Here is a 25757-nt window from a genome sequence, read left to right on the forward strand (position 1 = left end):
GAGCAGATTTATTTTAAAATTTCTTTCTCAGAATCGCTTGTTTTCAACACTTATTTGTAATCCAAATAAATACATTAAATTTGCACCAAATTTTAGACGAAATACATTAATTAAAAGTACTCAATACGGAGTACAACACAAACAATTTATGAGTGCACCTCAAGCAATTACAGAGCTGATTACTCTTGCAGACGGCAGAGAAATCACAATCGAAACAGGGAAGCTGGCAAAACAGGCTGACGGATCTGTAGTCGTAAAAATGGGCGGAACAATGCTTTTAGCAACGGTTGTAGCCAACAAAGAAGCCAATCCTGGTGTAGATTTTCTACCGTTAACAGTTGATTACAGAGAAAAATTCTATGCAGGCGGTAAAATCCCCGGAAACTTTTTCAGAAGAGAAGCTCGTCCTTCAGACCAGGAGATTCTTACAATGCGTTTGGTTGACAGAGTTCTTAGGCCTTTATTCCCTGAAGATTTTCACGCGGAAGTTCAGGTAATGATTTCATTAATTTCTTATGACGGACAGTCGATTCCTGATGATTTAGCAGGTCTTGCAGCGTCGTCAGCGATTGCGATTACTGATATTCCTTTCAATGGGCCAATGTCTGAAGTGAGAGTAGTAAGAATTGATGGTCAGCTTTCAATCAATCCTAAATTCGAAGATCTTAAAAATTCTGACCTTGATATTATGGTTGGAGCAACTAAAGATTCTATCGTAATGGTGGAAGGTGAGATGAAAGAAATCACGGAAGCAGAAATGCTTGAAGCGATTACTTTTGCTCACGAAGAAATCAAAAAACAAGTTGAAGCTCAGGAAAGATTAGCTCAAAAAGTAGGAAAAGCTTTCCCTAAAAGAGAATACAACCACGAAAATCACGATGAAGCCATCCGTGAGAAAGTGTGGAAAGAAACTTACGATAAAGTTTACGAAGTAGCAAAAACTCCTTCAAGTAAAGAAGAAAGAGGAGAAAAGTTCAAAGCGGTACGTGATGAATTTTTAGCTCAATATGTTGATGATGCAGAAGAACTAGAAAGAGTAACCCCTTTCGTGAAAGTATATTACCACGATGTGGAAAAAGAGGCGATGCGTCAGATGATTTTGAATGACAAAATCCGTCTTGATGGTCGTGATCCTCAAACGATTCGTCCGATCTGGAGCGAAATCGATTATTTACCGGGAGCGCACGGTTCTGCGATCTTTACAAGAGGGGAGACTCAGTCTTTAACGGCTGTAACGCTTGGTTCTGTAAAAGACGCAAATATGGTCGACAGCGTAATGGTAAATTATGACGAAAGATTCTTCCTTCATTATAACTTCCCTCCATTCTCAACGGGTGAAGCTCGTCCTTTAAGAGGAACTTCAAGAAGAGAAGTTGGTCACGGAAACCTGGCTCAAAGAGCTTTGGCGAATATGATTCCTGAAGAAAATCCTTATACCATCCGTGTTGTTTCTGATATTTTGGAATCAAACGGTTCGTCTTCTATGGCGACAGTTTGTGCGGGAACTTTAGCATTGATGGATGCGGGTGTTCAGATTCATAAGCCGGTTTCAGGTATTGCAATGGGATTGGTAACTGATGTTAAAACAGGGAAGTTTACGGTACTTTCTGATATTTTAGGAGATGAAGATCACTTAGGTGATATGGACTTCAAAGTAACGGGAACTGCAGACGGAATTACGGCGTGTCAGATGGATATCAAAATCCAGGGGCTTTCTATGGATATTATGGAGAAAGCGCTTCTACAAGCCAAAGAAGGAAGACTTCATATTTTAGATAAAATCACTGAAACTATTGCTGCTCCAAGAGAAGATGTGAAACCTCACGCTCCGAAAATGGTGATGATGGAGATTCCTAAAGATTTCATCGGTGCTGTTATCGGGCCTGGTGGAAAAATCATTCAGCAGATGCAGAAAGATACGGATACCGTTATCGCTATCGAGGAAGTTGGAGAAATCGGAAGAATCGAAATTTCCGGTATCAGCAGAGAGAAAATCAACGAAGCGGTTGCGAAAATCAATGAAATTACTTTCGTACCGGTTGTAGGCGAAGTCTACCAAGGTAAAGTAGTGAAAGTAATGGATTTCGGAGCTTTCGTAGCGATTGCTAAAGGGACTGAAGGATTGCTTCATATCTCTGAAATCGAGTGGGCAAGGCTTGATAAAGTTCCTTACAAAGAAGGTGACGAAGTGGAAGTGAAATTTATGGGTTATGATGACCGTAAGAAAATGAAACTTTCAAGAAAAGTTTTGTTGCCAAGACCACCAAGACCTGAAAAGAAAGAAGGTGAGCAAAGAGGTCCAAGACCTGAAGGTCAGAACAGACCGGAAAGACCAGCGAGACCGGAAGGTAAAGTAAATCCTGAAGGGAAAGACCAGCCGGGAGAGCACAAGCCTTTGAACGAAGCTTAAGATTATCTTAATCATATAGAAAACCACCGAAATTCGGTGGTTTTTTGTGGGTTTTGATGGTGTTCTGTTATCAGGATATTATGTTAAATTGGGGAATGGGAACCCCTAGTGGGAGGCTAGGGGGTTTGGGTTGTGAGCACGAGCGGGACGCTCGCGCTAGCTGGGTTCAAAGTCGGGAGACTTTGCGCAGCGGAGGTCTTTGATGGTCATTTTATCCGTCCGTTTATTTCTGCTAGTTTATTTTGATTTAATTCAAAAAGTCTATTCGTTTCACTTTCGTAATAAATATCCTGAATTTTCACCCTGTCGCCACCGTAAGTAAAAATGCCGATGTTAAGCAGGATGAGTTTTTTGCCGTCAACAGTGGTTTCTTTCTCAATGATATAATCAATGACTTTTTACTTCCTTTTCTTTATCGTTTTTGGATAAATCTGCCAATGCCTGTTTCGCTTTTTCATTTTGCGTTACCGAAAAGTAATATTGTACTATGGAGTAAGATTTGGAAATAAACCTCCCGTCACACTCATAGTTCCAGGTGTATTGCAGTTTCAGCGGATGTTCTTTGAGAAAGGCTGTAAGCTTTCCTTCTTTTGTTCTTTTTACCGAAACCAGAAGCGGTAAATCGTACTTTGGGTTGTTGGTCCATTTAATTTCCAGCTCATCGCCACGGTTATAATTACCACGAATATCATCCGGGAATTCTAATGAAAATTCTTTGCCTTCTTTTAGTGTTACAAAATTTGAATTGTTGTTTTTGTCCCAATAACCAATAAATTCTACCGTTGCAGAGTTTTGTTTTTCGGTTTTGGTTGTTGTATTTTCATTAGCATTTTTTTCCTGTCCGTTGCAGGAAATCAACAGCGGTAAAATTGCGAGTAATAATAGTTTTTTCATAAGAATGTATTTTTATAATTAAGTTTCAGCAATTCCACCAACTTCGGTTATCATCCCATTTGTAAATCTAAATTCTAAGCCGTGTTCTGTATCCAGTCTGTAACGGATGCTTATTGTTATGGTTTTATCTTCCAAAACACGCAGGTACATCAGATCCTTAATGTAAATATTGTGTTTTTCTACGGTATCAATTTTCAAAGGCCATTCTCCGGATTTTTCAAGATTTTCGTAGTATCGGGCATATAGCTTTTGGTATCGTTCAAAAGATTTTTGCTGTATATCAGCCAAATGTTTTTCAATATTTTGAATGAAATTTTGATAAGTTTTGGCAAATTCTGTCAGCTGATTTTCGGTTGGGAGTTCTTCGATTTCCTCACCGTCATCATCGTATTCTTCGCCTAAAAATATTTCTGTTTTCTGATTTTCAAAAAAAGGGTGGTAAAACATTGTTTCAGGCGAAAAGCCTTTCCAGTTTTCCTGTACTTTGCCCCAAAATTTGTGTGTAGTCATTGCCTTGTTTTTATAGTTTCTTCTTTTCCTTTTTCATTAATCAATATACACAAAATCATTAGTTTTTAATTTCTCAATGGCTTTAATGTAATCGCTTTTAATGATGTAGAAATAGCCTTCTGTGTGCGGGTTTTCCTCGTCTTTTGGAAAGCTTATCGTTCCCTTGTCTTTTTCAATTTTAATGGAGTTTTTGTCATCATTAAAAACAGTTGCAAAACGGTACACCAAATCTTTGCTTCGCCATTCGTAAATGAAAAATGTTCCGGCAAAATCGCTTTCCACTTTTTTGTACTCACCAAATTTTTTGGTCAGATTTTTTATAAAGGCTTCATTGTCTTTTTCCGTGGTTTCGTCTGCAACGGCGCCGATAACTTTTATCTCGTTATTCATATCGGTAACGAAACTTAGCTTATTGAAAAACTGTTTGCCAAACTTCGCCAGCTCATTACCGGTTGACCAGTTTTTCTGTCCGTAAACCTGCATCAGCGGTTTGGAATTCGGGTCGTATGGCTTTTCGTAAATAATCGATTTTTCAATTAAAACCGAACCGTTTTCGTAAGGAATGCGATAATGGTCTTTGTACAGGGGATGCTTGTATTTTTCGGGATACAAATCGGCTATTTTTGTATCGAAATCGAATTTTTCCAGATTAATGGCGGTTTCGCCAAAAGGTTTCTGTCCGTTGCAACTTGTTAGAAAAAATAAGCTGAACAAGATGACTAGTTTTGTTTTCATAGATTGTTTTTAATTATTTATATTTTTTTTCAAAATCTTCAAACAAAAGAAATTAACCACCGCCAACGCAACCCAAACCGGCAATGCCAAAACCAGTGCAAAAACAAAAGTTGGAAGGATACCTTTCAAACCTGCGGTAATCATATTGTCCATTGGTAAACGATTGGCAACAGAAGTAAAAATGCAGGCTATCAGCATTGCTAAAAGTGCCGTGATAACTGCTACAATAGCAAGCTGTAATTTTGTAAGGATTTTGTTTTGTTGCGTAATTATTAAAAAAGCAAACGTGTACATCAACGCTACAAGAGCCGAAATGATTAAATGATAGATTTTCGGCGCATCAATTAAAAAAAAGACCAGTACGATGTTGCCAACAAGCAAATTAATGATGATGCAGATTGATAAGGCGGGAATGTTGTTTTTCATTTTTTATAATCTTTTCATCCCTTCGGGATTTTTTGTTTTTATGCTATCGTTTCAATATCGCCTTCCTTCTCAATGTAGGCATCCAGTAAATCTTCGAATGTTGGATATAAAACCTTCCATTCATCGGCATTAAATTCGTGAAATGCATCCAGAATTTTTGTGGAATGTTCTTCGGTTGCATCCCAAACCAGATTTTCCTGACCACGAGTGTGCATTATCGGGATTAGTCTTTTGCCGGTATATTTTTCCTGCTCCTGATAATCAATCAAGGTAAAAGAGCCATCAAAATTGTAGGCTTCTATAATCTCTTTAAGGCTGAGGAAATAATTGCTGTTCCAAATAATGCTTCCAAAATCTTCAGGGTTTTGAAGCTCTTCGACTTTCCAGAGATTATCGGCAAAGCAACCGCCGTTGCTCAAGAGAAAGAATGCTTTTAAAACCAATGGAAGTTTGATATTTAAAGTGGTTTCAAAATTTTCTATTTCACTTTCTGATGCACCTTTTGCAAAAAGATTTCGTTCTTTAAGTTGTTGTGATTTTTGTTTGAGTTTTTCGGTGATATTCATAGCCTGTTTTTAAAAAATTAAACACAATACTTCCAGAATTTCCCGGCATCCGTTCCAAATTCATTCTCTGCAAAGACTGAAAATTCCTTCTGCTGATTTTGCCTCTTTGCCTTGAATGCAGTTCCCAAACCTTGTAGAAAAAGTGTAAAAGAATTGGCGATTTTCAATTTGCCTTCAAAAGAAATTATAGTTGAAATACCATAAACAATTCCGTTTTCGGCTAAAAGGATTGTAAAAGGGTCGCTGTTGGCAATGATTAAAACATTGGCTTTTTGTACATCATCATACCAATAATTATGCGAATTGTTCAGCTCTGTAAGTCTTTCAAAATAATCGTCCTCATAACCAAATTGTACATTTTGTATCGAAAAATTACCAAAATCGTAATCGCAAATCAATTGTTCAAAATCTGTTGGCAATGCTGATATGGAAAGTTTTCTTTTAATTCATTAATATCTTCATTGGTTTTGCAATGTGGTTTTAATAATAAATCTTCTACCATTTCGTCATCTACATCCTTGAATTCGTTTTGCAGAAAATCAACAATATTTTTTATGCTTAATAATTTCATAGATATGTTTTTATTTCACCTCTTTGAGGTTTTGTTTGCTTGTTGTTTCTGTTTCTATAATATTTTCATCTCCCGAAGTTTCGGGACAAGCTCTTCGGGATTTCCGGACAAGCTTTTTCGGAATTTTAAGTTTCAGCAATTCCGCCAACTGCGGATATCATTCCGCTTGTAAAACAAAATTCCAATCCTTGTTCCGTATCTATTGCGTACCGGATGGTTAACTTGATTGTTTCATCTTCCAATACACGCAAGTACATCAAATCTTTAATATAACTATTATGCTTTTCCACGTTATCGATATTCAAAGGCAGTTCGCCTGATTTTTCTTGATTTTCGTAATAATGGGCATAAACTTTTTTATAACGGTCAAAAGCTTTTTGTTGAATTTCGGACAAATGTTTTTCAATATTTGTGATGAACTTTTGATATGTATCAGCAAATGCATCAAGAAATTCTATTGCTGGTGGCGTGTCGATTTCTTCGCCGTCTTCGTCATATTCTTCGCCTAGAAAAATTTCAACGTTTTGTTTGTCAAAAAATGGATTTGAAAAAATTATGTCGGAAGTAAATCCTGCCCAATCCTCTTTTACATTTCCCCAATATTTATGTATCATAATTTTGTTTTTTCAGATTTCTATTTGATGTCGAAATTACCGCCAATGTTTCGTGGCTAGCGATGCTGGCGCAATCGAAGCATAACTTGTCCCGATTTTTTCATCGGGAAATCGTCAATTTTGTACAAAGGTTGAACCGAAGAACAACTGTTGAATTTTTCAATTTTTGTGATTAATATCGCCACTTTTTCAATTTTTCTTCCCCTACAATTTCCGATACAATTTCTTCCGCCCATTTTTCTACATCTTCTTGTTCTGCATTTCCCAAAAGGTCAGATTGTGCGAATATTAAACAGCCTTTTAAATATTCGTCAACCGTGTTGAACATTTTAGTCAAGTATGGTTTACTGTCGTGGTTATAATAATAGATTTCTTTTGTTTCGCTGTGAAAGCAAAACATATTTCCGTTGCCTAAATAGTCGCTAAACGAAACTAAAAATGGCAAATGCATTTTGTCTTCTTCTGTAAAATCAGGTCCATATTGAGGTTGTTCTGCCCAAATATCTTTTATCCAACCAATTTTATTTAAGTCTTGTAATTGTTCTCCAATATCCGCAAGACCAAATTTTTGATAGAATACTTTTAAGCTGTTTGGCAAAGTAGTGCCCAAACGATTTTCAAGTTCTTGAATTTCCTCATTTGAAATGGGTTCTTTTAATTCGTCATTCCAATTCTCGGCAATAGATTGAATAATTAATTGTGTTTTACTTTCCCAATTGTCTTCTCCAATTTTGTTAAATGGAATTATGATGTCTTCTTTTCTGTTAATTTCAAGCATTGTGTTGTTGTGTTTTAAAATTGCTGGTAACGTCTATATTAGCATAACTTAGCCGTTATTAATTATTTGTAATCGTTTAATTTTTCGCAAGAAAAGGTTGTTTTATTTCCACTGGTTTCAGGTAATTGTGGGTATTTATTCCGGTATTTTTCTCCATTCTTCCATTTTTAAATGAGTTATCATATTGCCTAAATTCATATTGTCCATTGCCGTTGTTGTTCCGTTGAATAAGTCTTCCAGCGTTATGTTTTCCTTTTTCAGTTGATTTATCATATCCCTGTTAAACATATAAATTTCGTAAACCGGAAACATCGTTGCTTTGTTGTTGTTAAAGTCTTCGTCTGTGAGAAAATCGCCTTCGTCGTGCTTGTAAGAAATCCCGATTAATTTTTCGCCGTTCTGCCAATAATATTGCAGATAGCCACTGCCAATTTTAGATTTTTTATAGAAGCCTTCCATTACATCTACCGGTTTTCCGTATTTTTTGGTCAGATAATCTATGGTATTTTTTATGTCCACGCTATCGCTGTACATAGATGAGCCTGTAATACCAACCAACTGGTTTTTATAGGTAATAAACTGCATAGCCCGTAATTTTATCTGGTGCAGATGTGCTACATTTTGCTCGCGGTAATTACTTGCAATATTGGTCTGTTCCCAGTAGAAAGTCTTGCCATCAGCTGTTTCCCTGTCATTTTTTACATATTCTGTAGCATTGTTTTCCTCTTCGGTCTGTAAGCTGATGCTATCATTTTCCAATTGCTTTTTGTATGCTTTTGCATTGGTGTTTTTGGTAAATTTTTCAATATCGGTGTAATTTACATTGTCTTTCTTAGCTTCTGTATTCTGACAGCTCGCTAAAAAAGGTAAACTGATTATCAGTAAAAATATATTTTTCATAATTTTAATTTTTCGAAGGTTGTTTCATTTCGGCAGGTTTCAGATAGCTATCCGGTAACTTATCGGTATCAATGGCTACCATTTTCTCGCTTATTTTTTTTAACCCGTATTTGTAGGGAACATATACTTCTATAGTGCGGTATGCCCCGATATAATCGTAGCTGTCGTTGGTTACGACCAATGTATTGTTTATTACTTTGTAAGCGCTTTCTCCCGTTATTTTCCCATTTTGGGTGTTTAGTTTTGGAAATTCCAAATCGGAGTATTTTCTCTTATCCGGTACTATTTTGTATAGCTGAATAACAATAGCATCATTTCCTTCCAATGGGTCAATCGTTGTTTCGCTGAGATATACGTTGTATTTCTTCTTGCCAAGCACAAAGCTTTCTACCAATTTATCTTTTTTGGTCACTTGGGATTGCCCTACAACAGCATCAGGTTTTTCCTGTGCTAATGTGGCTGTGCTGATGAATAAAGAGAGTAGGAGTGTGAATAGTGTTTTCATAGATATTGTATTTTGTTTTAATCTCCTTCAAACATTCCAATATATTTCAAACCGTTATATTCTTCTTTGTATGGTTTTGGAATTGTAAGCTCACCATCGGCATACCAGAAAATAGCATTGGCTTTTTCGATGCCATAATTTCTACAAATGGTTTTGATGCTCTCCCATTCGGCAGGGTCGGTTGAAGAATGTTCCAGAATTTCATCTAAAGTAATTTCTTTCTCAAACCTTGGAATGATGCCCATAAAATCCTTATCGTACCATCGTTTGCCGATGTCTTTGCAAAATTGACAAAGCTTATCAAAATCGCCCTCACTTAAATAATCAAATTCAAAGTATTGCCGATATTCTTCTTCGGTTTTGTTAGATGTTCCTATCCAAAGATGGATTTTGTTGTATCTGTCCATTTCTATATTGTTGTTAGTTTTTCAATTTTTTAAAAACGGTTTGCATAAAGTTTTTGCTCGGGGGGCTGTGCCGTTCCGTTTTCGTTCCAGATGGTGGGCTGTGTGCGGAAGATTAATTTTTTATCTTTTACTTCTTAGAGGTTAACTGCCCGTAGCATTTTGTTTGTGCATTTTGTGGAGCTCCGTAGGAGCGGTCTGTTAATTATAGATTATGTTTTTTTTTTACAGTTCGCTCCTACGGAGCTAATTCGTTTTCTATTAACGGTACGCCTCTACGAGGCTTGCTTTTCCATTTATTTCTCTCCTACAAATACTGTATTCCGAAATAGCCCGCGTCCTTTACAGGCATATATTTTCTGTAATTCTGGTCTATCCAGAAATAGGCTAATCCGTTCAGAAAAACACCTTCATATTCTTTGTGAAGCTTTGTCAAATCATATTCATTAAGTTGAAGAATAGGTTGATATTTCATTGCAGGTTGAGGATGCACGTCATCCTGCAAAAAATGAGGTAAGGAAAAAAGTTTGCTTTTATCTGTACCTTCCTCGTTGCTTTCCTGCATTACTTCTTCATCAGTAAAATGGCGTTTGCTCATTGTAATTACAGGTAAAACTCCGCTTTCGCTAATTTCTGCAACAGGTTTTTCCGATTTTTCGAGCAACAGTGCTTTGGCATATTGTTTTGAAGTTGCAAAGCCGTCGTTATCTTGAATGGCGTATCTCCTGCTGAAACCCCGTTTTAGCTGTCCTCTTTCATTGGTTTCGTTGTCGAGGTAAATGCTGATGCAATATCTCTCATCAAATTGACCACCTGCATAAATGATGCTGAACAAAGTAAAGAAATGTATCATTCTTTGGCCCTTTTCGTTTAACGGCCAATCGCTAAGGTTTTTCAGGTAAGGGTTTCCGCCCATTACTCCGAAAATATTTGCTGTTTTATTAAATTCTATTATCATTGGTTGATTATGCTATTTTATCATCTGTGTGGATTTATTTTTCATTTAATTAGAAACAAACTTGAGTTGCCGTCATAAGGCGCTTTATAAAAAAGATACCTTTTCCCGATAGCTGGGATGATTCTAAATCTGTTGCTGGCTTCTCTTTCCTTAAACATAATTGTGTTTTTTGTTGAACCGATTTTAAAATAAGACAGGTAAACAGGGCAGACAAGGGGACCTAATTTTCCACCTCCGCAATGCGCGGAGTTTGCAATCACGATTTCCTCAAACGGCTTGAGTACGTTTTTATGATTATGTTCATCGGCAAAATCGGTCTTGAATTTCATTTTTTCCTTTTTTTTCAGGGAAATAGAATCCAAAACAACGGGCTCGTAATCAGGCGCGGAAAAACGATAAATGCCGCTGTAGATATTTCCATCCAGATAATAGACCTGATACGGATTGAGATTGGGTTTGACGAATCCTGTCCGGTTTTGTAATAAATCTTTTTTACTTCCGAGAGATTTTTGTATTCCGATATTACCAATGAATCTGGCGAAATGCCTGCTTCCCCAACTTCGCTTATAAGTATCAACCGTTCATTATCTATAAAAAGATTTTGTATGTCTTCATTCTTTTCATTGATTTGTACTAAACCGTATTTTTCCGGATTTTGCAAAACCTGCCCGGAAAAAACGGGGATTTCCGGATGCCGGTCTTTTTCCGGACTTTTATAGTCGCAGGAAATTACCAATACAAGAAACGTTAATAATGTGAGTGTTTTTTTCATATGTAATTTTCACACGGCATCAAATCTTTCATATAATTCGTCTTGCAAGTCATACAATTCCGGTGGCATTCCTTCTATAAAATTTTCGGGTTCTTTTACCTGTTCTCCAATTAATTGCTCAAACATCATTTCGGGAATTTCCCTCACTTTCGGTTTGTCCTGGTATTCACTTGTCCAATCGTAACCTTGCTCATCATTTTTAGGATTAAATTCAAAATGTTGTGTTTCATAAAATTCGTTCAGATAATTTTTTTCGATTTTTTCAACAAAATCAAAACCAGCAACTGCCCGGGATTGTTTTTTCAAAACATCTTCCCTGTCATTGAACTGCTTGTGGTATCTCGGAGCAGATTTCCAATATATCATTAAAGCAGTTGCTTTATCGGTTTTGGGATTATCGGCAAGCCAGTTGAAAAAAGCGGATGTTTCGTTCCATTCCATAGCCATTTGATGCCAGATTTTTGGCGTTTGCTTTTCTGCAAACCGAATAACAATTTCATCAAAAAGCTGTTGGAATTTTTCATTTGTTATTTTTTCTTTCATAATTGTGTTGATTATTTTTCGATACTATGAAGTAGGATTGCAAATCTGCGCTTTCAAGGTTAGACTATAGTTTTGGTAACGAAAGAATATTACTTTGTAATAACAGAATTTTACAAAGGAAAAGATATAAATCTACAACAGTACAGTGCAAGTTTATTTGTTGGATTCGCTTTTCTTATAATTCGCCGAGTTTGATAACAGCATTGGTATAAAGGCTTTTAAAAACTTACTACTATAATGTTTTTTTGCCCGTGGTTGTAAAGTGTGTAAACGCTAATTTGTTCGATAGTTTTTGCAGGTTCGTCACATTTTTGGCGTGTCCTACTTCTGATGTTGAAGACATAGTATTGTGTTTTTGTTTAGTTTTTCAAATATAGAATTTATTTTGGATTGAAATGATTTTTGGGTTAAATATTTTGTTGTCAGTATATTATGTTAAATTGGGGAATGGGAAACCCTAGCGGGAGGCTAGGATTCTGGATTGTTGTGGGGCACGGATTGCAAATTGCGCTATCCTGTTCATTTTATCTATATTTGATAAGAATAATGCTTTACTTCGACAAACTCAGTATATGCTTCCTCACAATGACAGTGATGAATTCCCCGCAATGACAATAGTTTTACCCATTCCCAGCCCTCTGCTTCAAATCATCAGCCCCGCCAGTTTTTCTAGCCTGCCCGGATTTTCCTGAACCAAAGTTATAGGTGTAGGAAAGTGTCGCCACTCTGGTGTCTCTTCTAACAATGAAGTTTTCTACATAGCCGGAATAGATGTTTCGGGCTTCCGGATTGCTCTTGAAGAAGATGTCGTTGAAAGAAAACTTGAGGGTACTGTTGTTCTTGAATTTCTTCTGAGCACCGATGTTCACAGACCACATTGGTTTCAGGTGCATATAGGCATAGATTTGCTTTGCCTGGTAGTTGCCTGATAATTCTGCCGAATAGCCGTTCCCAATCTTGAAAGAGTTGATGCTGTTGATGTTGAAGGTGAAGTTCCCTTCGTTTTTTATGTAAGTATTGGAGATGTTCCCTGTGTAGGTACCGTAATAGAAATTGGCGTTGTTATTCATATCCCACCATTGGGTCACTTTTACAGGTGCAATCAGGTTGAGTCCGTAATAAGATGCGGAACTCAGATTCTCGTTGGTCTGTACCACCACTGTTTTATCGTCCTCGATAATCGGCATCAGAACATCGGTGATGTTTTTGTTGGTTTTGCTGTAGCTCAAGGTTACAAAATATTTGTTGCTCAAACTGTACGTGAACTCATAATTCATCATAGTTTGCGGATCGAGATTGGGATTTCCGGCCTGGTAGGTTGTCGGGTCCAGATAGAATTTGAAAGGATTGAGCTGACGGTAATTCGGTCTTGTGATTCTTCGGCTGAAGTTGAGCTCTACCGTGCTTTTGTGATCCACATCATAAGAAAAAACGGCACTTGGAAATAACTGTGTGTAATTCTTTTTGTTGATTTGGTTTGTTGTGATCTGATTTCCTGTAACGTTGGTGTTTTCTACCCTCAGACCAAAATTAACTTTGAACTTATCCCAGTTTTTGATCACGTTTCCATAAGCTGCATTGATGTTTTCCTCGTAAATGAAATGGTTGGTTTTTGATCTGTCAATCACAGAATTGCCCGAGCTTGCATTGAAAAACTGAAGATCGTTATCCGCTTTCACGAAGCTTGTTTTGACTCCTGTTTCCAATTTCCAGTTGTTTCTGAATACTTTGGTAAGGTCAGATTTTAAGGAATAGATATTGAGATTGCCGTCCAAATCGCCTTTTAAAATATATGGATTCGGACTGTCGTCGGTAGATTGCGAAAGATTGCCGGCAACATCAAAATTCCTTGTGTTGAAGTTCTGAAGCGATGTGTTGGAATAGTTGATGTAATCCAGATCGGTTGTGAGTTCCGAACCTAATGAGTCGATTTTGTACTTGTGGTTGAAGTTCAGAGACACATTTTTCCAATGGTCGCGGTTGTTGCTTTTGGTGTTAAATGTTCCGTCGGGCTGGTAATTTTGGTTCAGAACCTGTGTGTCGTTATTACTTGTCGGGTCAAATCTATTGCTGACAAAACCTACTGAAAATCCTAAAACATTTTTATCATTGGCGTAATAATCCATCCCGACTTTTGCGATGTGATTGCGGAAATTCATTTTCAAAAAATTATCCTGAACATAAGCATTCTTGAAAGTTCCATTCTCATAGAAGTTCCTGTCCAGAATCAACTTGTTGTAAAACTCCCTGTAAGCAAAGCTGTAATTGGCAAAAAGATTGACTTTTTTGTTTCTGTGGTTGATGCTGAAACTGTTGTTGTTTTTAATATATTTTCCGGTTCCGAGAGACGTAGAAAGACTGCCGTTGGTACCTTTTCGCTGATCTTTTTTGAGTTTGACGTTGATAATAGATGTTCCCGCAGCATCGTATTTTGACGAAGGATTGGTAATGAATTCGATTTTTTCAACACTTGAAGACGGAATTCCTCTGAGGTAATTCGCAAGGTCGGTTCCGGTCATCGGTGTGTTTTTTCCATCGATCTGAACAAGCAGATTGGCTTTGCCACGCATACTGATATTGTCGTTGCTGTCGATGTTGACGCCCGGCGCTTTTTCCAACACTTCAAAGGCAGAGTTTCCGGTGGAAGCGATGCTGTTTTCTACATTCAGGATCATTTTTCCGTCCTGTCGTTCGATGTAAGGTTTTGTTTTGGTAATGGTTACGGCTTCAATAGATTTCTCGTTGAGTGCAATCGAAGGAAGTATAACATTTTCATTAACGGAAACTTCCGATTGATAAACTTCGGCACCGTTCTTATTGATTTTCAGATGGTAATTTCCTGATATCAAATCATTGAAAGAGAATTTTCCGTTTTGATCGGTGACTTCGGTTTTTACCAATTTGTTTTCCGAATTGAATAGATTGATTTCTACCTGATTTGTATTGCCGGAATCAATCGTTCCCGACAAAGAATGGTTCTGTCCGGATTGAGCAAACAAATTTGTGAAAAAGGAGACTATCCATAGAATGATGATTAGAAATATTCGGGTCATTGTGATTGTTTTTTTAATTAAGACTGATTTTTTGTTTCTCGCTGATTTAATTGATTTTGCAGATGAGAGTTTTATTTTTTTGTATTGATACAGTTTTCTGCTATTTTGAGAAGGGCAGAGTTCATTATTTCTAACTCAGATTTAGAAACATTTTCTAAAGCCACGCTTCTGTTATTTTCTACAAGGTTCTGGACTTTTTCGATGATTTCTTTACCAGATTTGGTTACTTTCAAATTGGTTTTTCTTCGGTCATTGGGATGAATTTCCCGAATGATGAATCCCGATTTGACTAATAAATCAATAATCCTCGTAACCGAAGCATTGTCCTTGAACACCAGATTTCCGATTTCGTTCTGTGTGATTTCTGGATTTTCGAGAATCGCTTTGATGATGAGCCATTGGTCGATTGTGATGTTGAAGCCATTCGCTTTCAGTTGTCTTTGTGCGTAATTTCTGTAGGCTCGGATGGCTTTGTCGATATTGTAAAATATGATTGAATCTAATTTTTCCATAGTTTGAAATTTTAAAATGATTTATCAATTATTGATATATCAATTAATTGGTTGTGATTGTTTTTGATTTGTTACAAAGTGGGTGAAAAAAAATAACACCATCAAAATCTGATGGTGTTATTTGTATAGCTGAGTTCTGATTTCTAGTAATGTTCTCTTAGCTTTTTCTTTATCTGGTAAATCTGGTAAAGAAGATTTATCAGCGAGTGAATTCAGTTCTTCAATTAGCTTATCCGCTAACAAAAGCAAATCATCATAATTCCAATTTCCAGCTTTGATATCCAAAAGTTCATCACGGTTTTTAATACGGATTTCAATCTTATTATTTTTGAAAATATTAACAGCCGATTGCAAAAGACGAATAGTATGCATCATATTTTTACTGTCGTAATTTTTGCCGTGCTGTTGATTGGTATTGTATCGGTCATCATTTCTTTTCTCGACCCAATCCCAATATTCTTTATAGTTTTTGCAATAAATAGAGTAGGCATCCTGATTGAAAAACAGATAAGCTTTTTGCTTTTCTTCTTTTGGGACAGATGATAAACTGACTTCGTTAGAATCTGCATTTTTATAGATTCCGCTGTATTTTTTATCTCCAATTTCATCATAAAACAAAGCGAAAACACCTTTTGAATTGGGCATCTTTACCAAACCGCAATTTTCTTGTAAAAAATTTTTTTCCTTCAACCAATCTTTTGCAGGAATTGAATTTGAATCTTCCAAAATCACACAAAAATCCAAAATTCCTTTTCGTTCTTTTTCAACAGGATTCACAATCTTTTTATTAAGTCCTCTTGCTTTCTGAATCTGAGTTGACGCATATCCACCAAAAGTATCTTTACAAAGTTTTGATAGAAAATCTTCTTGACGAAATTGATCCATTATCGGATTTTTGTAAAGAATACAATCTTCCGGCGTTGCTAATATTTCCAGAATATTTGGATTGTTCTTTAATAAAAGTTCAGTGAATCTTCCAATCTCGTAATAGACAATATCATTAGTTGCATTTGAAACTTGCGGAATATATTCTAAACCATAGAATAAATCTTTCGGTAAATAGAAAACACCTTTTATATCCGTATCCGAATTTTCCGTCGCCAATCCGAAAGACTTGCTTCCGGAAATGGCTTCGAAAAGGATAAGGTTATTTTCTTTTAAAAAATCGATAGTTATCATTGTTAAGATTTCAATAATTCTACAAATATTCTTTCAGCTTCTGATTTATCAAGATTTCCTGCTCTCAAAGTTTTTGCTTTTTCTGAAAGGTTTTCTATTTCTGATTTAAGATATTCGAAAAGTTCCCAATCTTGACCGTGGAAATATTTTTCTCCATTTTCAGATTTTATATTCAATAAAAATTGAACTTTATCGAATATATTTTCGGGTAACAAATCTAACATTTCGTGAAATATCACTGGCGGAAAAGCTCCTTTCTCAACGACCCATTTTGAGGCTAAAGTTGTTCTTAAACAATAGAAATAATCTTTAAGCTTCACTTCATTTTTGTTACACGATTCCAAATATTTTTTACTTATCGATAAATAATGAAAAACTACTGCAACGGGAGAAAAAGCTTCTTTTGCTAAAGGTAATATCTTTTCCAAAAACGCATCGTTTTTTATATAAAATATGTGTGAAAACAAATGCTCCAAAAGTGGAACATTCGATTTGTTCAATAAATGAAAAGTCTTCTTCAAGTCCCAACCGAACCGTCCAAATCATCTTCGGTCATAAATTCTATTGTATCGCGCTTTTCCCACGGCGAAAGATACCAATCTATAGGATGTTTGTATATGAAACGTATATCGTAATCGCTGTCGGGAGAGGCAAATCCCCAAGAACGGCTTCCTGATTCTATCGCAAAAAGTATCTCTATATTTTTCTCTTTCTCAAGAGTTTTTAATTTATCTATTATTTTTGTTTTCATTGTTTTTAAATTTCTAAGTGAGCGTGAAAAGATTGACTTCGTCGAATCTTCGATTTCGAACCTTTGATCGTCTGCTTAGAAGGCAGATGCTTATAAAATTACCTTTTCACAAAATACTTCTTCTTTTTATTTTTCCAGGGCGCATTCTTTCCAACATCACCGGCCATAATGCAACCGTAAGGTATCACTTCATCCAGAACTTCGCAAAGGCCGTATTCTTCAATCTGTGCTCTTACATTTTTGGCATTTTTATATGCGCTTGGTAATTCGGAAATATCAATTTCGTTGGTAAAGAAACGGATATCCAGACCTTGGGTTTCCTCGGCAAAAATTTCGTCAATGGTTTTATGAGCCAGAGATTTTTTATGAAAGCTTCTGCTGAAGTTTCTTCCTGCGCCGTGAGGAGCAAAACCTAAATTTCTGTCGTTGGTTGTTCCTTGGACAATCAGTACAGGTTCCGCCATATTCAGAGGAATCAGTCTTGGACCTGTAATATCCGGCAAAAATTTGTCGTCCAGCGGTGTTGCTCCTTTTGCGTGGTAGAATAAATCTCCATCTCTGAATACAAAATTATGTTCGTTCCAATATCTGTGTTGTTTTTCAATATTTAATTTGTCTAAAGTCGCATTATGAATGGATTCGTGATTTTCTTTAGTCCATTTCCTGATGAGTTGTAAGGCTTCCCAATATTGCTGTCCTTCCTCAGTTTCAAACGGAATCCAGGCGTTTTCCTTCAATGTTTCCGGCGAAAGTTCCATTCGGAAGCGGTTGGCGACTTTCATTCCTTTGTCGTATAACTTTGCACCAGGCGCTCTGGAACCGTGATGGGTCACTAGCATTGTGTTTCCTGTATTTTTAGAAATTCCGACAAACAAAAAATGGTTTCCGTCACCCTGAGTTCCCATATGCGAACGTGCGATGCTGATGAGGTTTTCGTCATTCAGGAAAAGATTTTCTCTGAAAGCATCCATCAACTCCTGAGACATTGGCATTTGTTCTCCTCTGGGTCTTCCGCCGTAACCGAAATGTGTGATTGAGTGTGCTGCATCCAAAACATCTTTCGGATTCACTTTTCCAAAATCTGTCAACATCACAGAACAGCAAATATCTGCACTATGAAATCCGGGATGAATCGCATTTTTAGCCACTACAACACCACCCACCGGAATATGACCTTCTGGACCTGTTGGACAAGCATCAGGCATAATTGCTCCCTTCGTCAAAGTTGGGGTTTTCATCAAAACATTCATTGTGTTGATGACTTTTTCTACGTTGTCATTTTCGCTTTCATCTTCTGCCCGAATGTTGATGACAAATTCAGCAGGAGTGTCCAATAATGAAATCGGTTCCGGAGATTTGAACTGCTCCAGATATTCTTTCATTTGAGTTTCATCAAGGTTATTTTCGTTGATATATTGCAAAGCTTCGGCAAACCATTTTTTTGGTGTGTATCCTAAAGCGATTAAGTCGTTTCCTGTAATTGTTTTCATTTTTGTTTGTTTTGAAGATGCAAAGTAATTGTACAAGTGCGCAATGTTTTTGCGTTGTTGAAATTTTTTTAATTATTTTTGATAAAATTTTATTAAAATGATTTTAGAACAACTGAAAAACTCTCCGGAGACAATTGATTTCAACAGCGTAATTGCTTTTATTGATGAGGATTATGATTTCACACCAACGAAATTCACGAACGGAAATACGGTTAACGAAGCCAATCAAAATAATGGTTCCTGTAAAGTTTTCAGTTTTGCAAAATTGAATCAACTTTCAAAGGAAGAAACTTTAGCTTTATTCGGAGATTTCTACAGAACAGATGTTTTAAAAAATCTTGAAGGAACAGACCATCAGAATATCAGAAACTTCATTGAGTTTGGATGGGACGGTATTTCGTTTGAAGGAGAAGCTTTAAGGAAAAAAGATTAAGATTTACTGGAGCTTAAAAAATTGTCAAATTTTACGGCAATTCAAATTCATTCATAATTCATAATTAATCATTTATAATTATTCTATGTCTTCCAACAAAAATGCTTTAATCCGCTACAAAACACTCGACAAATGCCTGAAAAATAAATATAAAAAATATACTTTGGAAGATCTGATAGACGAATGTTCCGAAGCTTTGTTTGAATTTGAAGGCAAAGAATCTTTTGTTAGCAAACGTACCATTCAGTTGGATTTGCAGAATATGCGGAGTGAAAAATTCGGTTATGAAGCACCAATCGAGGTTTACGAAAAACGCTTTTATCGATATAGTGATCCTGATTACAGTATTCATAATATTTCGGTTAATGAAAGTGATTTGAAAGCCATGAATAATGCCGTTCAGATTCTGAAACAATTCAAGGATTTTTCGATGTTCAAAGAGATGAATGGTGTCATTCAGAAATTGGAAGATTCGATCCAGTCGGCCAATCAGAAATCGATTATTCATCTTGATAAAAATGAACAACTGAAAGGCCTGGAGTATATCGATGTCTTGTACGAAAGTATCCTGAGTAAAAAGGTCTTGAAGATTCTTTACAAGAGTTTCAAAGCCAGAGAATCCAATCACTTTATTATTCATCCGCAATTACTGAAAGAATATAATAACCGTTGGTTTCTAATCTGTTGGCACAAAAACAAGATTATGAATCTGGCTTTGGACAGAATGGAAGAAATTTCCTTTGAAGATAAAATCGAGTATGTTGATAAAGACTTCAATGCAGACAGATATTTTGGAGAAGTAATCGGCGCTACTGTTTCCGAAACCCAACGCCCTCAGAATGTGATTTTCTTCGTTACACGAAAACACGCACCTTATGTGAAGACCAAACCTTTTCATCATTCTCAGGAGATTGTCAAAGAAGAAGAATCTGGAACAACTTTCAAAATCTGTGTTCAGCTGAACTTCGAATTGGAAAGAATGATTCTGGGAATGGGTGAATTTATAAAAGTTTTAGGACCTCGGAAATTGAAGCAAAGAATTTATAAAAGTTTAAAAGAAGCTGTTCAGAACTATGCTTCTGATGAAAATTAATAATGGCTCACTTCTTGTAATAGTATTGAAAATTTAAAATATGAAAACAAGATTGTTAAGAATGGCTCTGACATGGGCTGCGCCTTTTATAATTGGTTATATTGTGAATAAAATAGAAGAGAAAGCCAATAAAAAGAAAACAAAAGTACCAATAAAAGCATAGAATAACCACTGAATCTCAGTGGTTATTTATTTTGGAAAGTACCGACCACTTAGAATACAAATACCATTTTATCAAAAAAACACCATTTTGGCTTAAGTTTTGAATTTTTAATACAAATAAATAAATTATGAAAAGATATATCAATATTATTCCATTATTCCTAATATTAGGGTTATTGACAAGTTGTGAAGCAGTGGAAACTATTTTCAAAGCCGGAATGTGGTGGGGAATTATTCTTGTAGTTGGCGTTATCGGCTTAGTAATGTGGTTGTTATCAAGGGGTAAAAACTAAAAAAAGCGGGATTAATTCCCGCTTTACTTTTTTATAGGACCAGATCTTAAAGATTATCCAAAGTCTGGCTAAGGTCATTATAACCTCCGCCATTATAAACATTTTCAAAACCTTGTGATTTGTAGAAATCTGTAGCTTTTCCGGAACGGTTTCCCGATCTGCAGAAGAAAATCACATTTCCGTCCAACGCTCTGATCTCATCAATATGAGCTTCGATATCTCCTAAAGGAATATTCTGCGCTTCAGCGATATTTCCGTCTACTTCCAGTTCCAAAGGCTCGCGTACATCAATCAAGTGATAGTTTCCTGCTCTTAAAACATCTTCTATTGCCATAATTTTAAATTTTACAGTTTAATAGTAACAAAACTACAATATAAAATTCAAATTTCCATATAAAATCGATAGTGTCAAAAATCGATTCCCGTAGGAATTAATTAAATGTCTTAATTTCGCAAAATATTTATGAATCTTAAGGAAACATACACGCAACTTATTAAAACCAAGGCTTTGGCTTTTGGTTTTCAGTCGTGTGGGATTTCTAAGGCGGATTTTTTGGAAGAAGAAGCCTTACATCTGGAAAACTGGTTGAAAAATCAATTTCATGGTGAGATGAAATATATGGAAAACCATTTTGATAAGCGTCTGGATCCAAGATTGCTTGTGGAGGGTTCCAAATCTGTGATCTCTCTAAGCTATAATTATTTCCCCGAAGAAAAATTGCAGAATGAAAATTTCAAAATTTCAAAATATGCTTACGGTGAAGATTATCATGAGGTCATTAAAGAAAAACTAAGATCTCTGGTTGTTGAACTCCAGGATGAGATTGGGGAATTCTCTTTTCGTATTTTTGTAGATTCGGCGCCGGTTTTGGAAAAAGCCTGGGCACGGAAATCCGGAATCGGCTGGGTTGGAAAAAACTCAAACCTGATCACGAAGAAACATGGTTCTTTTTATTTTCTGGCGGAGATTATCTGTGACTTGGATTTGGTCGAAAATTCTCCTGTGACAGACCATTGCGGAAGTTGTACCAAATGTATCGATGCGTGTCCGACTCATGCCATCATTTCAGATAAAATTATCGATGGGAGCAAGTGTATTTCATACGCAACCATAGAACTGAAAGATCAGATTCCTGATTTTTTCAAAGACAAAATGGATGATTGGATGTTCGGATGCGACGTCTGCCAGGATGTTTGTCCCTGGAACCGTTTTTCCGCTCCAACTCTGGAAGAGAAATTTCATCCGAATTCCCGGCTCAAAAATTTTACAAAACAAGAGTGGAAAGACATTACCCAGGAGATTTTTTCCTCGGTCTTCAGAAAATCTGCAGTCAAACGGACAAAATTTGCAGGCCTAAAACGGAATCTCGACTTCTTATCTGAGTAAAATCCCGTTTGTCAAGCTATCTTTTCTTTTGAGCTCTCTTCGGTGCAACTTTTACTCTGATTTTTAATCTTTTGTTGGATTGACGTTTTTTCGGCATATATCAGTGATTTTTCGTTATTAAATTTCAAAATAAATTTTAAAAAATCCAAGGAAAATTAAAAAAAATTAACATAGCCGTTTTGCTTTAAAAATTTTATTATCTTTATTGTTCTATACGATTCGTAAAACGTCCGGATGAAAAAGAAATTACTAGTAATCATAAAAATCATCGGCTTCATTATTGGAGTCGTTTTTTTGTATATCATTTTGGGATTGTTGCTGCCATTGATTCCTATAAAAGCTAAGAAGACAAATGATCCTAAAATAATAGAAGCTTATATCCTGACCAATGGTGTCCATACCGATCTGGTGCTTCCCATCAAAACAAAATATATAGACTGGAGCGAAAAACTGCCGTTTGAAAACACCAAAGGAAAAGAGACGGATTTCAGGTATATTTCTTTTGGCTGGGGCGATAAAGGTTTTTATCTTGACACGCCAACTTGGGCTGATCTCAAATTTTCTACTGCTTTCAAAGCGGCATTTTGGCTCAGCGAATCTGCGATGCATTGTACTTATTACAAAAAAATGACTGTAGCCGATGACTGCAAGAAGATAATGCTGACGGAAAAACAATATCAGAATTTGATTAAATTCATAGATGATAAGTTTGACAAAGATTCTGCCGGCAAATACATCTTGATAAAAACCGATGCAGTTTATGGAAATAATGATGCTTTTTACGATGCAAAAGGCAGCTACAACTTCACCTACACCTGCAACACCTGGGCAAATGACGGCCTAAAAGCTGCCGGACAAAAAGCGGCGCTTTGGACACCAACGGATTTTGGGATTTTCAGACATTATAAATAATATTTGGGCGGACATTTCGGGCTATTCAAGGGTTTCATCTTGTTAAAAATTAAAAATTTCTAATAAGACTGCTCGTTTCACTCTTGCCCTTACTATCCCGACCGCAGATTTGTCATTAATTTCAATTTTAGACATAGAAAAACATTCTCAAAATCACATAATTTCATTAAATTTGCCAACCATAAAAAGCTTCAAATAAGCAAAATTAAATTATGACTTCACAAGAAATAAGACAGCAATTTTTAGATTTTTTCAAAAGCAAAGAACATTTGATCGTTCCTTCTGCGCCAATTGTCCTGAAAGATGACCCGACACTGATGTTTTCCAATTCCGGAATGACGCAGTTCAAAGATTATTTTTTAGGTTACAAAGAACCGAAATCATCCAGAATTGCCGATACGCAAAAATGTCTTAGAGTTTCCGGAAAGCATAATGATTTGGACGATGTTGGTCGTGATACTTACCATCATACGATGTTTGAAATGTTGGGGAATTGGTCTTTTGGCGATTATTTCAAAAAAGAAGCGATTACCTGGGCTTGGGAATTGTTGACGGAAGTTTACAAAATTCCGAAAGAAAATCTTTACGTAACCATTTTTGAAGGTGACGAAAAAGAGAATCTTGAAAGAGATACAGAAGCTTACGATTTGTGGAAACAATTCATTTCCGAAGACCGAATTATCAATGGAAACAAGAAAGATAATTTCTGGGAAATGGGAGCAAGCGGACCTTGCGGACCTTGTTCTGAAATCCATGTTGATTTGAGAAGTGCTGAAGAAAAAGCCAAAGTTTCCGGACTTGAATTAGTTAATAACGATCATCCGCAAGTTGTCGAGATCTGGAATCTGGTATTCATGCAATTTAACAGAAAAGCGGACGGATCTCTGGAAAATCTTCCTGCAAAACATATTGATACAGGAATGGGATTTGAGCGTCTTTGTATGGCCTTGCAACATAAAGAATCCAACTACGATACTGATGTTTTCACACCATTAATTGCTAAAGTTGAGGAACTTTCCGGTAAAAAATATACAGGGATTTTAACGGATGAAAAAGATATCGCAATCCGTGTGGTTGTAGATCACATCAGAGCAGTCTCTTTTGCAATTGCGGACGGACAGCTACCTTCCAATGGTGGTGCAGGTTACGTTATCAGAAGAATATTGAGACGAGCTATTTCTTATTCCTACAGATTTTTGGATAGAAAAGAACCTTTCCTTTACCAATTGGTTGCTGTTCTTCAGGAACAAATGGGTAAATTCTTCCCGGAATTGGAAAAACAAGGAACTTTGGTTACTGAAGTAATTAAAAGTGAAGAAGAATCTTTTTTAAGAACCATTGAGACAGGATTAATTAGAGTTGATAAATTAATTCAGCAAACCATTTCCGAAGGTAAAAAAATATTGCCTACAGAAGAAGTTTTTGAATTGTACGATACTTATGGTTTTCCTGATGATCTAACAAGAATCATTGCTGAAGAAAAGGGCTTAACCATCGATGAAGCTGGATTTGAACAGGCTTTAAATCAACAAAAACAGCGTTCTAAAGCAGATTCGGCTCAGAAAGTTTACGATTGGGTAACTTTAGAAGAAAAACCAGAAAACTTTGTAGGTTATGATCAATTAGAATCGGAAACTTACATCACAAGATACAGAAAAGTAGAAAATAAAGACGGCGAATTTTACCAGGTTGTTTTAAGCGAATCACCTTTCTATCCGGAAGGTGGAGGACAAGTGGGTGATAAAGGAACGCTTGAAAATGCAGCAGAAAGCTTTGAAGTTCTTGAAACTAAAAAAGAAAATGGATTGATCATTTCTTTGATCAATGCGCTTCCAAAGGATGCTGGCGCAGTTTTCTATGCAAAAGTAAATGTTGCCGACAGGAAGAACTCCCAGGCTAATCACTCGGTGACGCATTTGTTGCACGAAGCTTTAAGAGAAGTTCTAGGAACGCATGTTGAACAGAAAGGTTCGTATGTTGGTCCAGATTATTTGAGATTTGATTTTTCTCATTTTTCTAAAATGACTGAAGAAGAGTTGGCTTTGGTAGAATCAAAAGTGAATGCAAAAATCAAAGAAAACATTCCGTTGCAGGAATTCAGAACTATTCCGATTCAGGAAGCTTTGGATAGGGGAGCAATGGCGTTGTTTGGCGAAAAATACGGTGACAATGTAAGAATGATCCAGTTCGGAAGTTCGAAAGAACTTTGTGGTGGAACGCACGTTAAATCTACAAGTGAAATTGGTCATTTCAAGATTGTTTCGGAAAGTTCCGCGGCTGCAGGAATCAGAAGAATCGAGGCAATTTCCGGAGAAAAATCGGAAGAATATTTCAAGAATTTGGAAACTCAGTTTACAGAGATTTCACAATTGTTAAAATCAAAAGATTTGGCAAAATCAATTGAAAAATTGTTGGAAGAAAACTCTGCTCTGAAATCTGAAATCGAATCTTTCAAAAAAGAAAAAGCAAAAGGCGAAATACAAAACTGGAAAAATGATTTCGAAGATAACAACGGAAAGAAATTATTAGTTAAGAAAACTTCTCTGGATGCAGGTTCTGTAAAAGACATCGTGTTCCAACTGAAAAAAGAAATCCCGAATTCTGTTACAATTATTATTTCAGATGCGGGTGAAAAACCAATGATAACAGTTGGTGTTTCTGCGGATCTGGAAGCGAATTACCACGCCGGAAATATCGTAAAAGAATTAGCCAAAGAAATCCAAGGTGGTGGCGGCGGAAATCCGGGATTTGCTACAGCCGGCGGAAAAAATCTTGACGGAATTGAGAATGCTTATCAGAAAGCTTTAGAAATCTAATTTTGCCAAAACCTCATATATGAAATGTACTTGTCTATTATTTTTTCTAGTTTTTTTAAGTACAAAAATAAATGCGCAAACGTTTCGATA

General features: G+C 36.3%; 31 protein-coding genes. 8 read left to right on the forward strand and 23 right to left on the reverse strand.

Annotated elements, in window-relative coordinates:
- Window positions 1–148 precede the first annotated feature (148 nt).
- A complete protein-coding gene (locus tag AC5P2S_RS07605) occupies window positions 149–2410 on the forward strand; it encodes a polyribonucleotide nucleotidyltransferase (protein ID WP_378174289.1) in 2262 nt (753 codons plus the stop codon).
- A 387-nt stretch (window positions 2411–2797) separates the two neighbouring features.
- Here AC5P2S_RS07605 and AC5P2S_RS07610 read toward each other — a convergent pair whose 3' ends face one another.
- From AC5P2S_RS07610 to AC5P2S_RS07715, 22 genes are all read right to left on the reverse strand, one after another.
- A complete protein-coding gene (locus AC5P2S_RS07610) occupies window positions 2798–3304 on the reverse strand; it encodes a hypothetical protein (RefSeq protein WP_494556809.1) in 507 nt (168 codons plus the stop codon).
- Between the two features lie 18 nt (window positions 3305–3322).
- Complete coding sequence (locus tag AC5P2S_RS07615; RefSeq protein ID WP_494556810.1) at window positions 3323–3814, reverse strand: DUF6985 domain-containing protein; 492 nt, start codon at window positions 3812–3814, stop codon at window positions 3323–3325.
- Between the two features lie 36 nt (window positions 3815–3850).
- Window positions 3851–4549, reverse strand: a complete 699-nt coding sequence (locus AC5P2S_RS07620; protein ID WP_494556811.1) for a hypothetical protein — start codon at window positions 4547–4549, stop codon at window positions 3851–3853.
- 9 nt (window positions 4550–4558) lie between these two features.
- Window positions 4559–4975 (reverse strand): hypothetical protein, encoded by a 417-nt coding sequence (locus tag AC5P2S_RS07625; protein WP_494556812.1) that lies wholly within the window; start codon window positions 4973–4975, stop codon window positions 4559–4561.
- Window positions 4976–5013: 38 nt separating this feature from the next.
- On the reverse strand, window positions 5014–5541 hold the full coding sequence (locus AC5P2S_RS07630; protein ID WP_494556813.1) for an SMI1/KNR4 family protein: 528 nt from the start codon (window positions 5539–5541) through the stop codon (window positions 5014–5016).
- Window positions 5542–5558: 17 nt separating this feature from the next.
- Window positions 5559–5960, reverse strand: coding sequence for a hypothetical protein (locus AC5P2S_RS07635; protein ID WP_494556814.1), 402 nt, complete (start codon window positions 5958–5960; stop codon window positions 5559–5561).
- Window positions 5936–6112 (reverse strand): hypothetical protein, encoded by a 177-nt coding sequence (locus AC5P2S_RS07640; RefSeq protein ID WP_494556815.1) that lies wholly within the window; start codon window positions 6110–6112, stop codon window positions 5936–5938. Before AC5P2S_RS07640 ends, AC5P2S_RS07635 begins: the two co-directional genes overlap by 25 nt.
- Before the next feature lie 125 nt (window positions 6113–6237).
- Window positions 6238–6726 carry a DUF6985 domain-containing protein gene (locus tag AC5P2S_RS07645; RefSeq protein ID WP_494556816.1) on the reverse strand — a complete coding sequence of 163 codons (489 nt, stop codon included), beginning with the start codon at window positions 6724–6726 and terminating at the stop codon, window positions 6238–6240.
- 172 nt (window positions 6727–6898) lie between these two features.
- A complete protein-coding gene (locus tag AC5P2S_RS07650; RefSeq protein WP_494556817.1) occupies window positions 6899–7504 on the reverse strand; it encodes an SMI1/KNR4 family protein in 606 nt (201 codons plus the stop codon).
- Window positions 7505–7639: 135 nt separating this feature from the next.
- Entirely contained in the window at window positions 7640–8404 is a 765-nt protein-coding gene (locus AC5P2S_RS07655) for a hypothetical protein (protein ID WP_494556818.1), read from the reverse strand.
- A 4-nt stretch (window positions 8405–8408) separates the two neighbouring features.
- The gene (locus AC5P2S_RS07660) at window positions 8409–8909 is read right to left on the reverse strand and encodes a hypothetical protein (RefSeq protein ID WP_494556819.1); all 501 of its coding nucleotides are present in this window, start codon (window positions 8907–8909) and stop codon (window positions 8409–8411) included.
- A 17-nt stretch (window positions 8910–8926) separates the two neighbouring features.
- Window positions 8927–9316 carry an immunity 22 family protein gene (locus tag AC5P2S_RS07665; protein WP_494556820.1) on the reverse strand — a complete coding sequence of 130 codons (390 nt, stop codon included), beginning with the start codon at window positions 9314–9316 and terminating at the stop codon, window positions 8927–8929.
- A gap of 304 nt (window positions 9317–9620) precedes the next feature.
- Window positions 9621–10271: a hypothetical protein gene (locus AC5P2S_RS07670; protein ID WP_494556821.1), complete on the reverse strand. Its 651-nt coding sequence runs from the start codon at window positions 10269–10271 to the stop codon at window positions 9621–9623.
- Window positions 10272–10312: 41 nt separating this feature from the next.
- A complete protein-coding gene (locus AC5P2S_RS07675; protein ID WP_494556822.1) occupies window positions 10313–10600 on the reverse strand; it encodes a hypothetical protein in 288 nt (95 codons plus the stop codon).
- 14 nt (window positions 10601–10614) lie between these two features.
- On the reverse strand, window positions 10615–11043 hold the full coding sequence (locus tag AC5P2S_RS07680; protein WP_494556823.1) for a hypothetical protein: 429 nt from the start codon (window positions 11041–11043) through the stop codon (window positions 10615–10617).
- A gap of 9 nt (window positions 11044–11052) precedes the next feature.
- A complete protein-coding gene (locus AC5P2S_RS07685) occupies window positions 11053–11586 on the reverse strand; it encodes a DUF4274 domain-containing protein (protein WP_494556824.1) in 534 nt (177 codons plus the stop codon).
- Window positions 11587–12206: 620 nt separating this feature from the next.
- On the reverse strand, window positions 12207–14639 hold the full coding sequence (locus tag AC5P2S_RS07690) for a TonB-dependent receptor domain-containing protein (protein WP_494556825.1): 2433 nt from the start codon (window positions 14637–14639) through the stop codon (window positions 12207–12209).
- A gap of 71 nt (window positions 14640–14710) precedes the next feature.
- A complete protein-coding gene (locus AC5P2S_RS07695) occupies window positions 14711–15151 on the reverse strand; it encodes a MarR family winged helix-turn-helix transcriptional regulator (RefSeq protein WP_120214905.1) in 441 nt (146 codons plus the stop codon).
- 117 nt (window positions 15152–15268) lie between these two features.
- Window positions 15269–16327, reverse strand: a complete 1059-nt coding sequence (locus tag AC5P2S_RS07700) for a nucleotidyltransferase domain-containing protein (RefSeq protein WP_494557015.1) — start codon at window positions 16325–16327, stop codon at window positions 15269–15271.
- Window positions 16328–16332: 5 nt separating this feature from the next.
- A complete protein-coding gene (locus tag AC5P2S_RS07705) occupies window positions 16333–16851 on the reverse strand; it encodes a DNA polymerase beta superfamily protein (RefSeq protein ID WP_494556826.1) in 519 nt (172 codons plus the stop codon).
- Window positions 16848–17081, reverse strand: coding sequence for a nucleotidyltransferase domain-containing protein (locus tag AC5P2S_RS07710; protein ID WP_494556827.1), 234 nt, complete (start codon window positions 17079–17081; stop codon window positions 16848–16850). Before AC5P2S_RS07710 ends, AC5P2S_RS07705 begins: the two co-directional genes overlap by 4 nt.
- Before the next feature lie 98 nt (window positions 17082–17179).
- A complete protein-coding gene (locus AC5P2S_RS07715; protein WP_494556828.1) occupies window positions 17180–18571 on the reverse strand; it encodes an RtcB family protein in 1392 nt (463 codons plus the stop codon).
- Between the two features lie 97 nt (window positions 18572–18668).
- Here AC5P2S_RS07715 and AC5P2S_RS07720 point away from each other — a divergent pair, with 97 nt between their 5' ends.
- The 4 genes from AC5P2S_RS07720 to AC5P2S_RS07735 all read left to right on the forward strand — a co-directional run bounded on the left by AC5P2S_RS07720 (window position 18669) and on the right by AC5P2S_RS07735 (window position 20552).
- A complete protein-coding gene (locus tag AC5P2S_RS07720; protein ID WP_494556829.1) occupies window positions 18669–19004 on the forward strand; it encodes a HopJ type III effector protein in 336 nt (111 codons plus the stop codon).
- Window positions 19005–19089: 85 nt separating this feature from the next.
- Window positions 19090–20097, forward strand: coding sequence for a helix-turn-helix transcriptional regulator (locus AC5P2S_RS07725; RefSeq protein ID WP_494556830.1), 1008 nt, complete (start codon window positions 19090–19092; stop codon window positions 20095–20097).
- 40 nt (window positions 20098–20137) lie between these two features.
- Window positions 20138–20260 (forward strand): hypothetical protein, encoded by a 123-nt coding sequence (locus tag AC5P2S_RS07730; RefSeq protein WP_494556831.1) that lies wholly within the window; start codon window positions 20138–20140, stop codon window positions 20258–20260.
- Between the two features lie 127 nt (window positions 20261–20387).
- On the forward strand, window positions 20388–20552 hold the full coding sequence (locus AC5P2S_RS07735; protein WP_283415126.1) for a phosphatidate cytidylyltransferase: 165 nt from the start codon (window positions 20388–20390) through the stop codon (window positions 20550–20552).
- 46 nt (window positions 20553–20598) lie between these two features.
- Here AC5P2S_RS07735 and AC5P2S_RS07740 read toward each other — a convergent pair whose 3' ends face one another.
- The gene (locus tag AC5P2S_RS07740) at window positions 20599–20886 is read right to left on the reverse strand and encodes a rhodanese-like domain-containing protein (RefSeq protein ID WP_494556832.1); all 288 of its coding nucleotides are present in this window, start codon (window positions 20884–20886) and stop codon (window positions 20599–20601) included.
- 129 nt (window positions 20887–21015) lie between these two features.
- Between AC5P2S_RS07740 and queG the strand changes: the two genes are divergently transcribed.
- The 3 genes from queG (at window position 21016) to alaS (ending at window position 25667) form a co-directional block, all read left to right on the forward strand.
- Window positions 21016–21939 carry a tRNA epoxyqueuosine(34) reductase QueG gene (queG, locus tag AC5P2S_RS07745; protein ID WP_494556833.1) on the forward strand — a complete coding sequence of 308 codons (924 nt, stop codon included), beginning with the start codon at window positions 21016–21018 and terminating at the stop codon, window positions 21937–21939.
- 234 nt (window positions 21940–22173) lie between these two features.
- Complete coding sequence (locus AC5P2S_RS07750; protein WP_494556834.1) at window positions 22174–22851, forward strand: TIGR02117 family protein; 678 nt, start codon at window positions 22174–22176, stop codon at window positions 22849–22851.
- Window positions 22852–23063: 212 nt separating this feature from the next.
- On the forward strand, window positions 23064–25667 hold the full coding sequence (gene alaS / locus AC5P2S_RS07755; protein WP_494556835.1) for an alanine--tRNA ligase: 2604 nt from the start codon (window positions 23064–23066) through the stop codon (window positions 25665–25667).
- Window positions 25668–25757: the final 90 nt, after the last annotated feature.

The organism is Epilithonimonas sp. 33E (genome assembly GCF_059372615.1).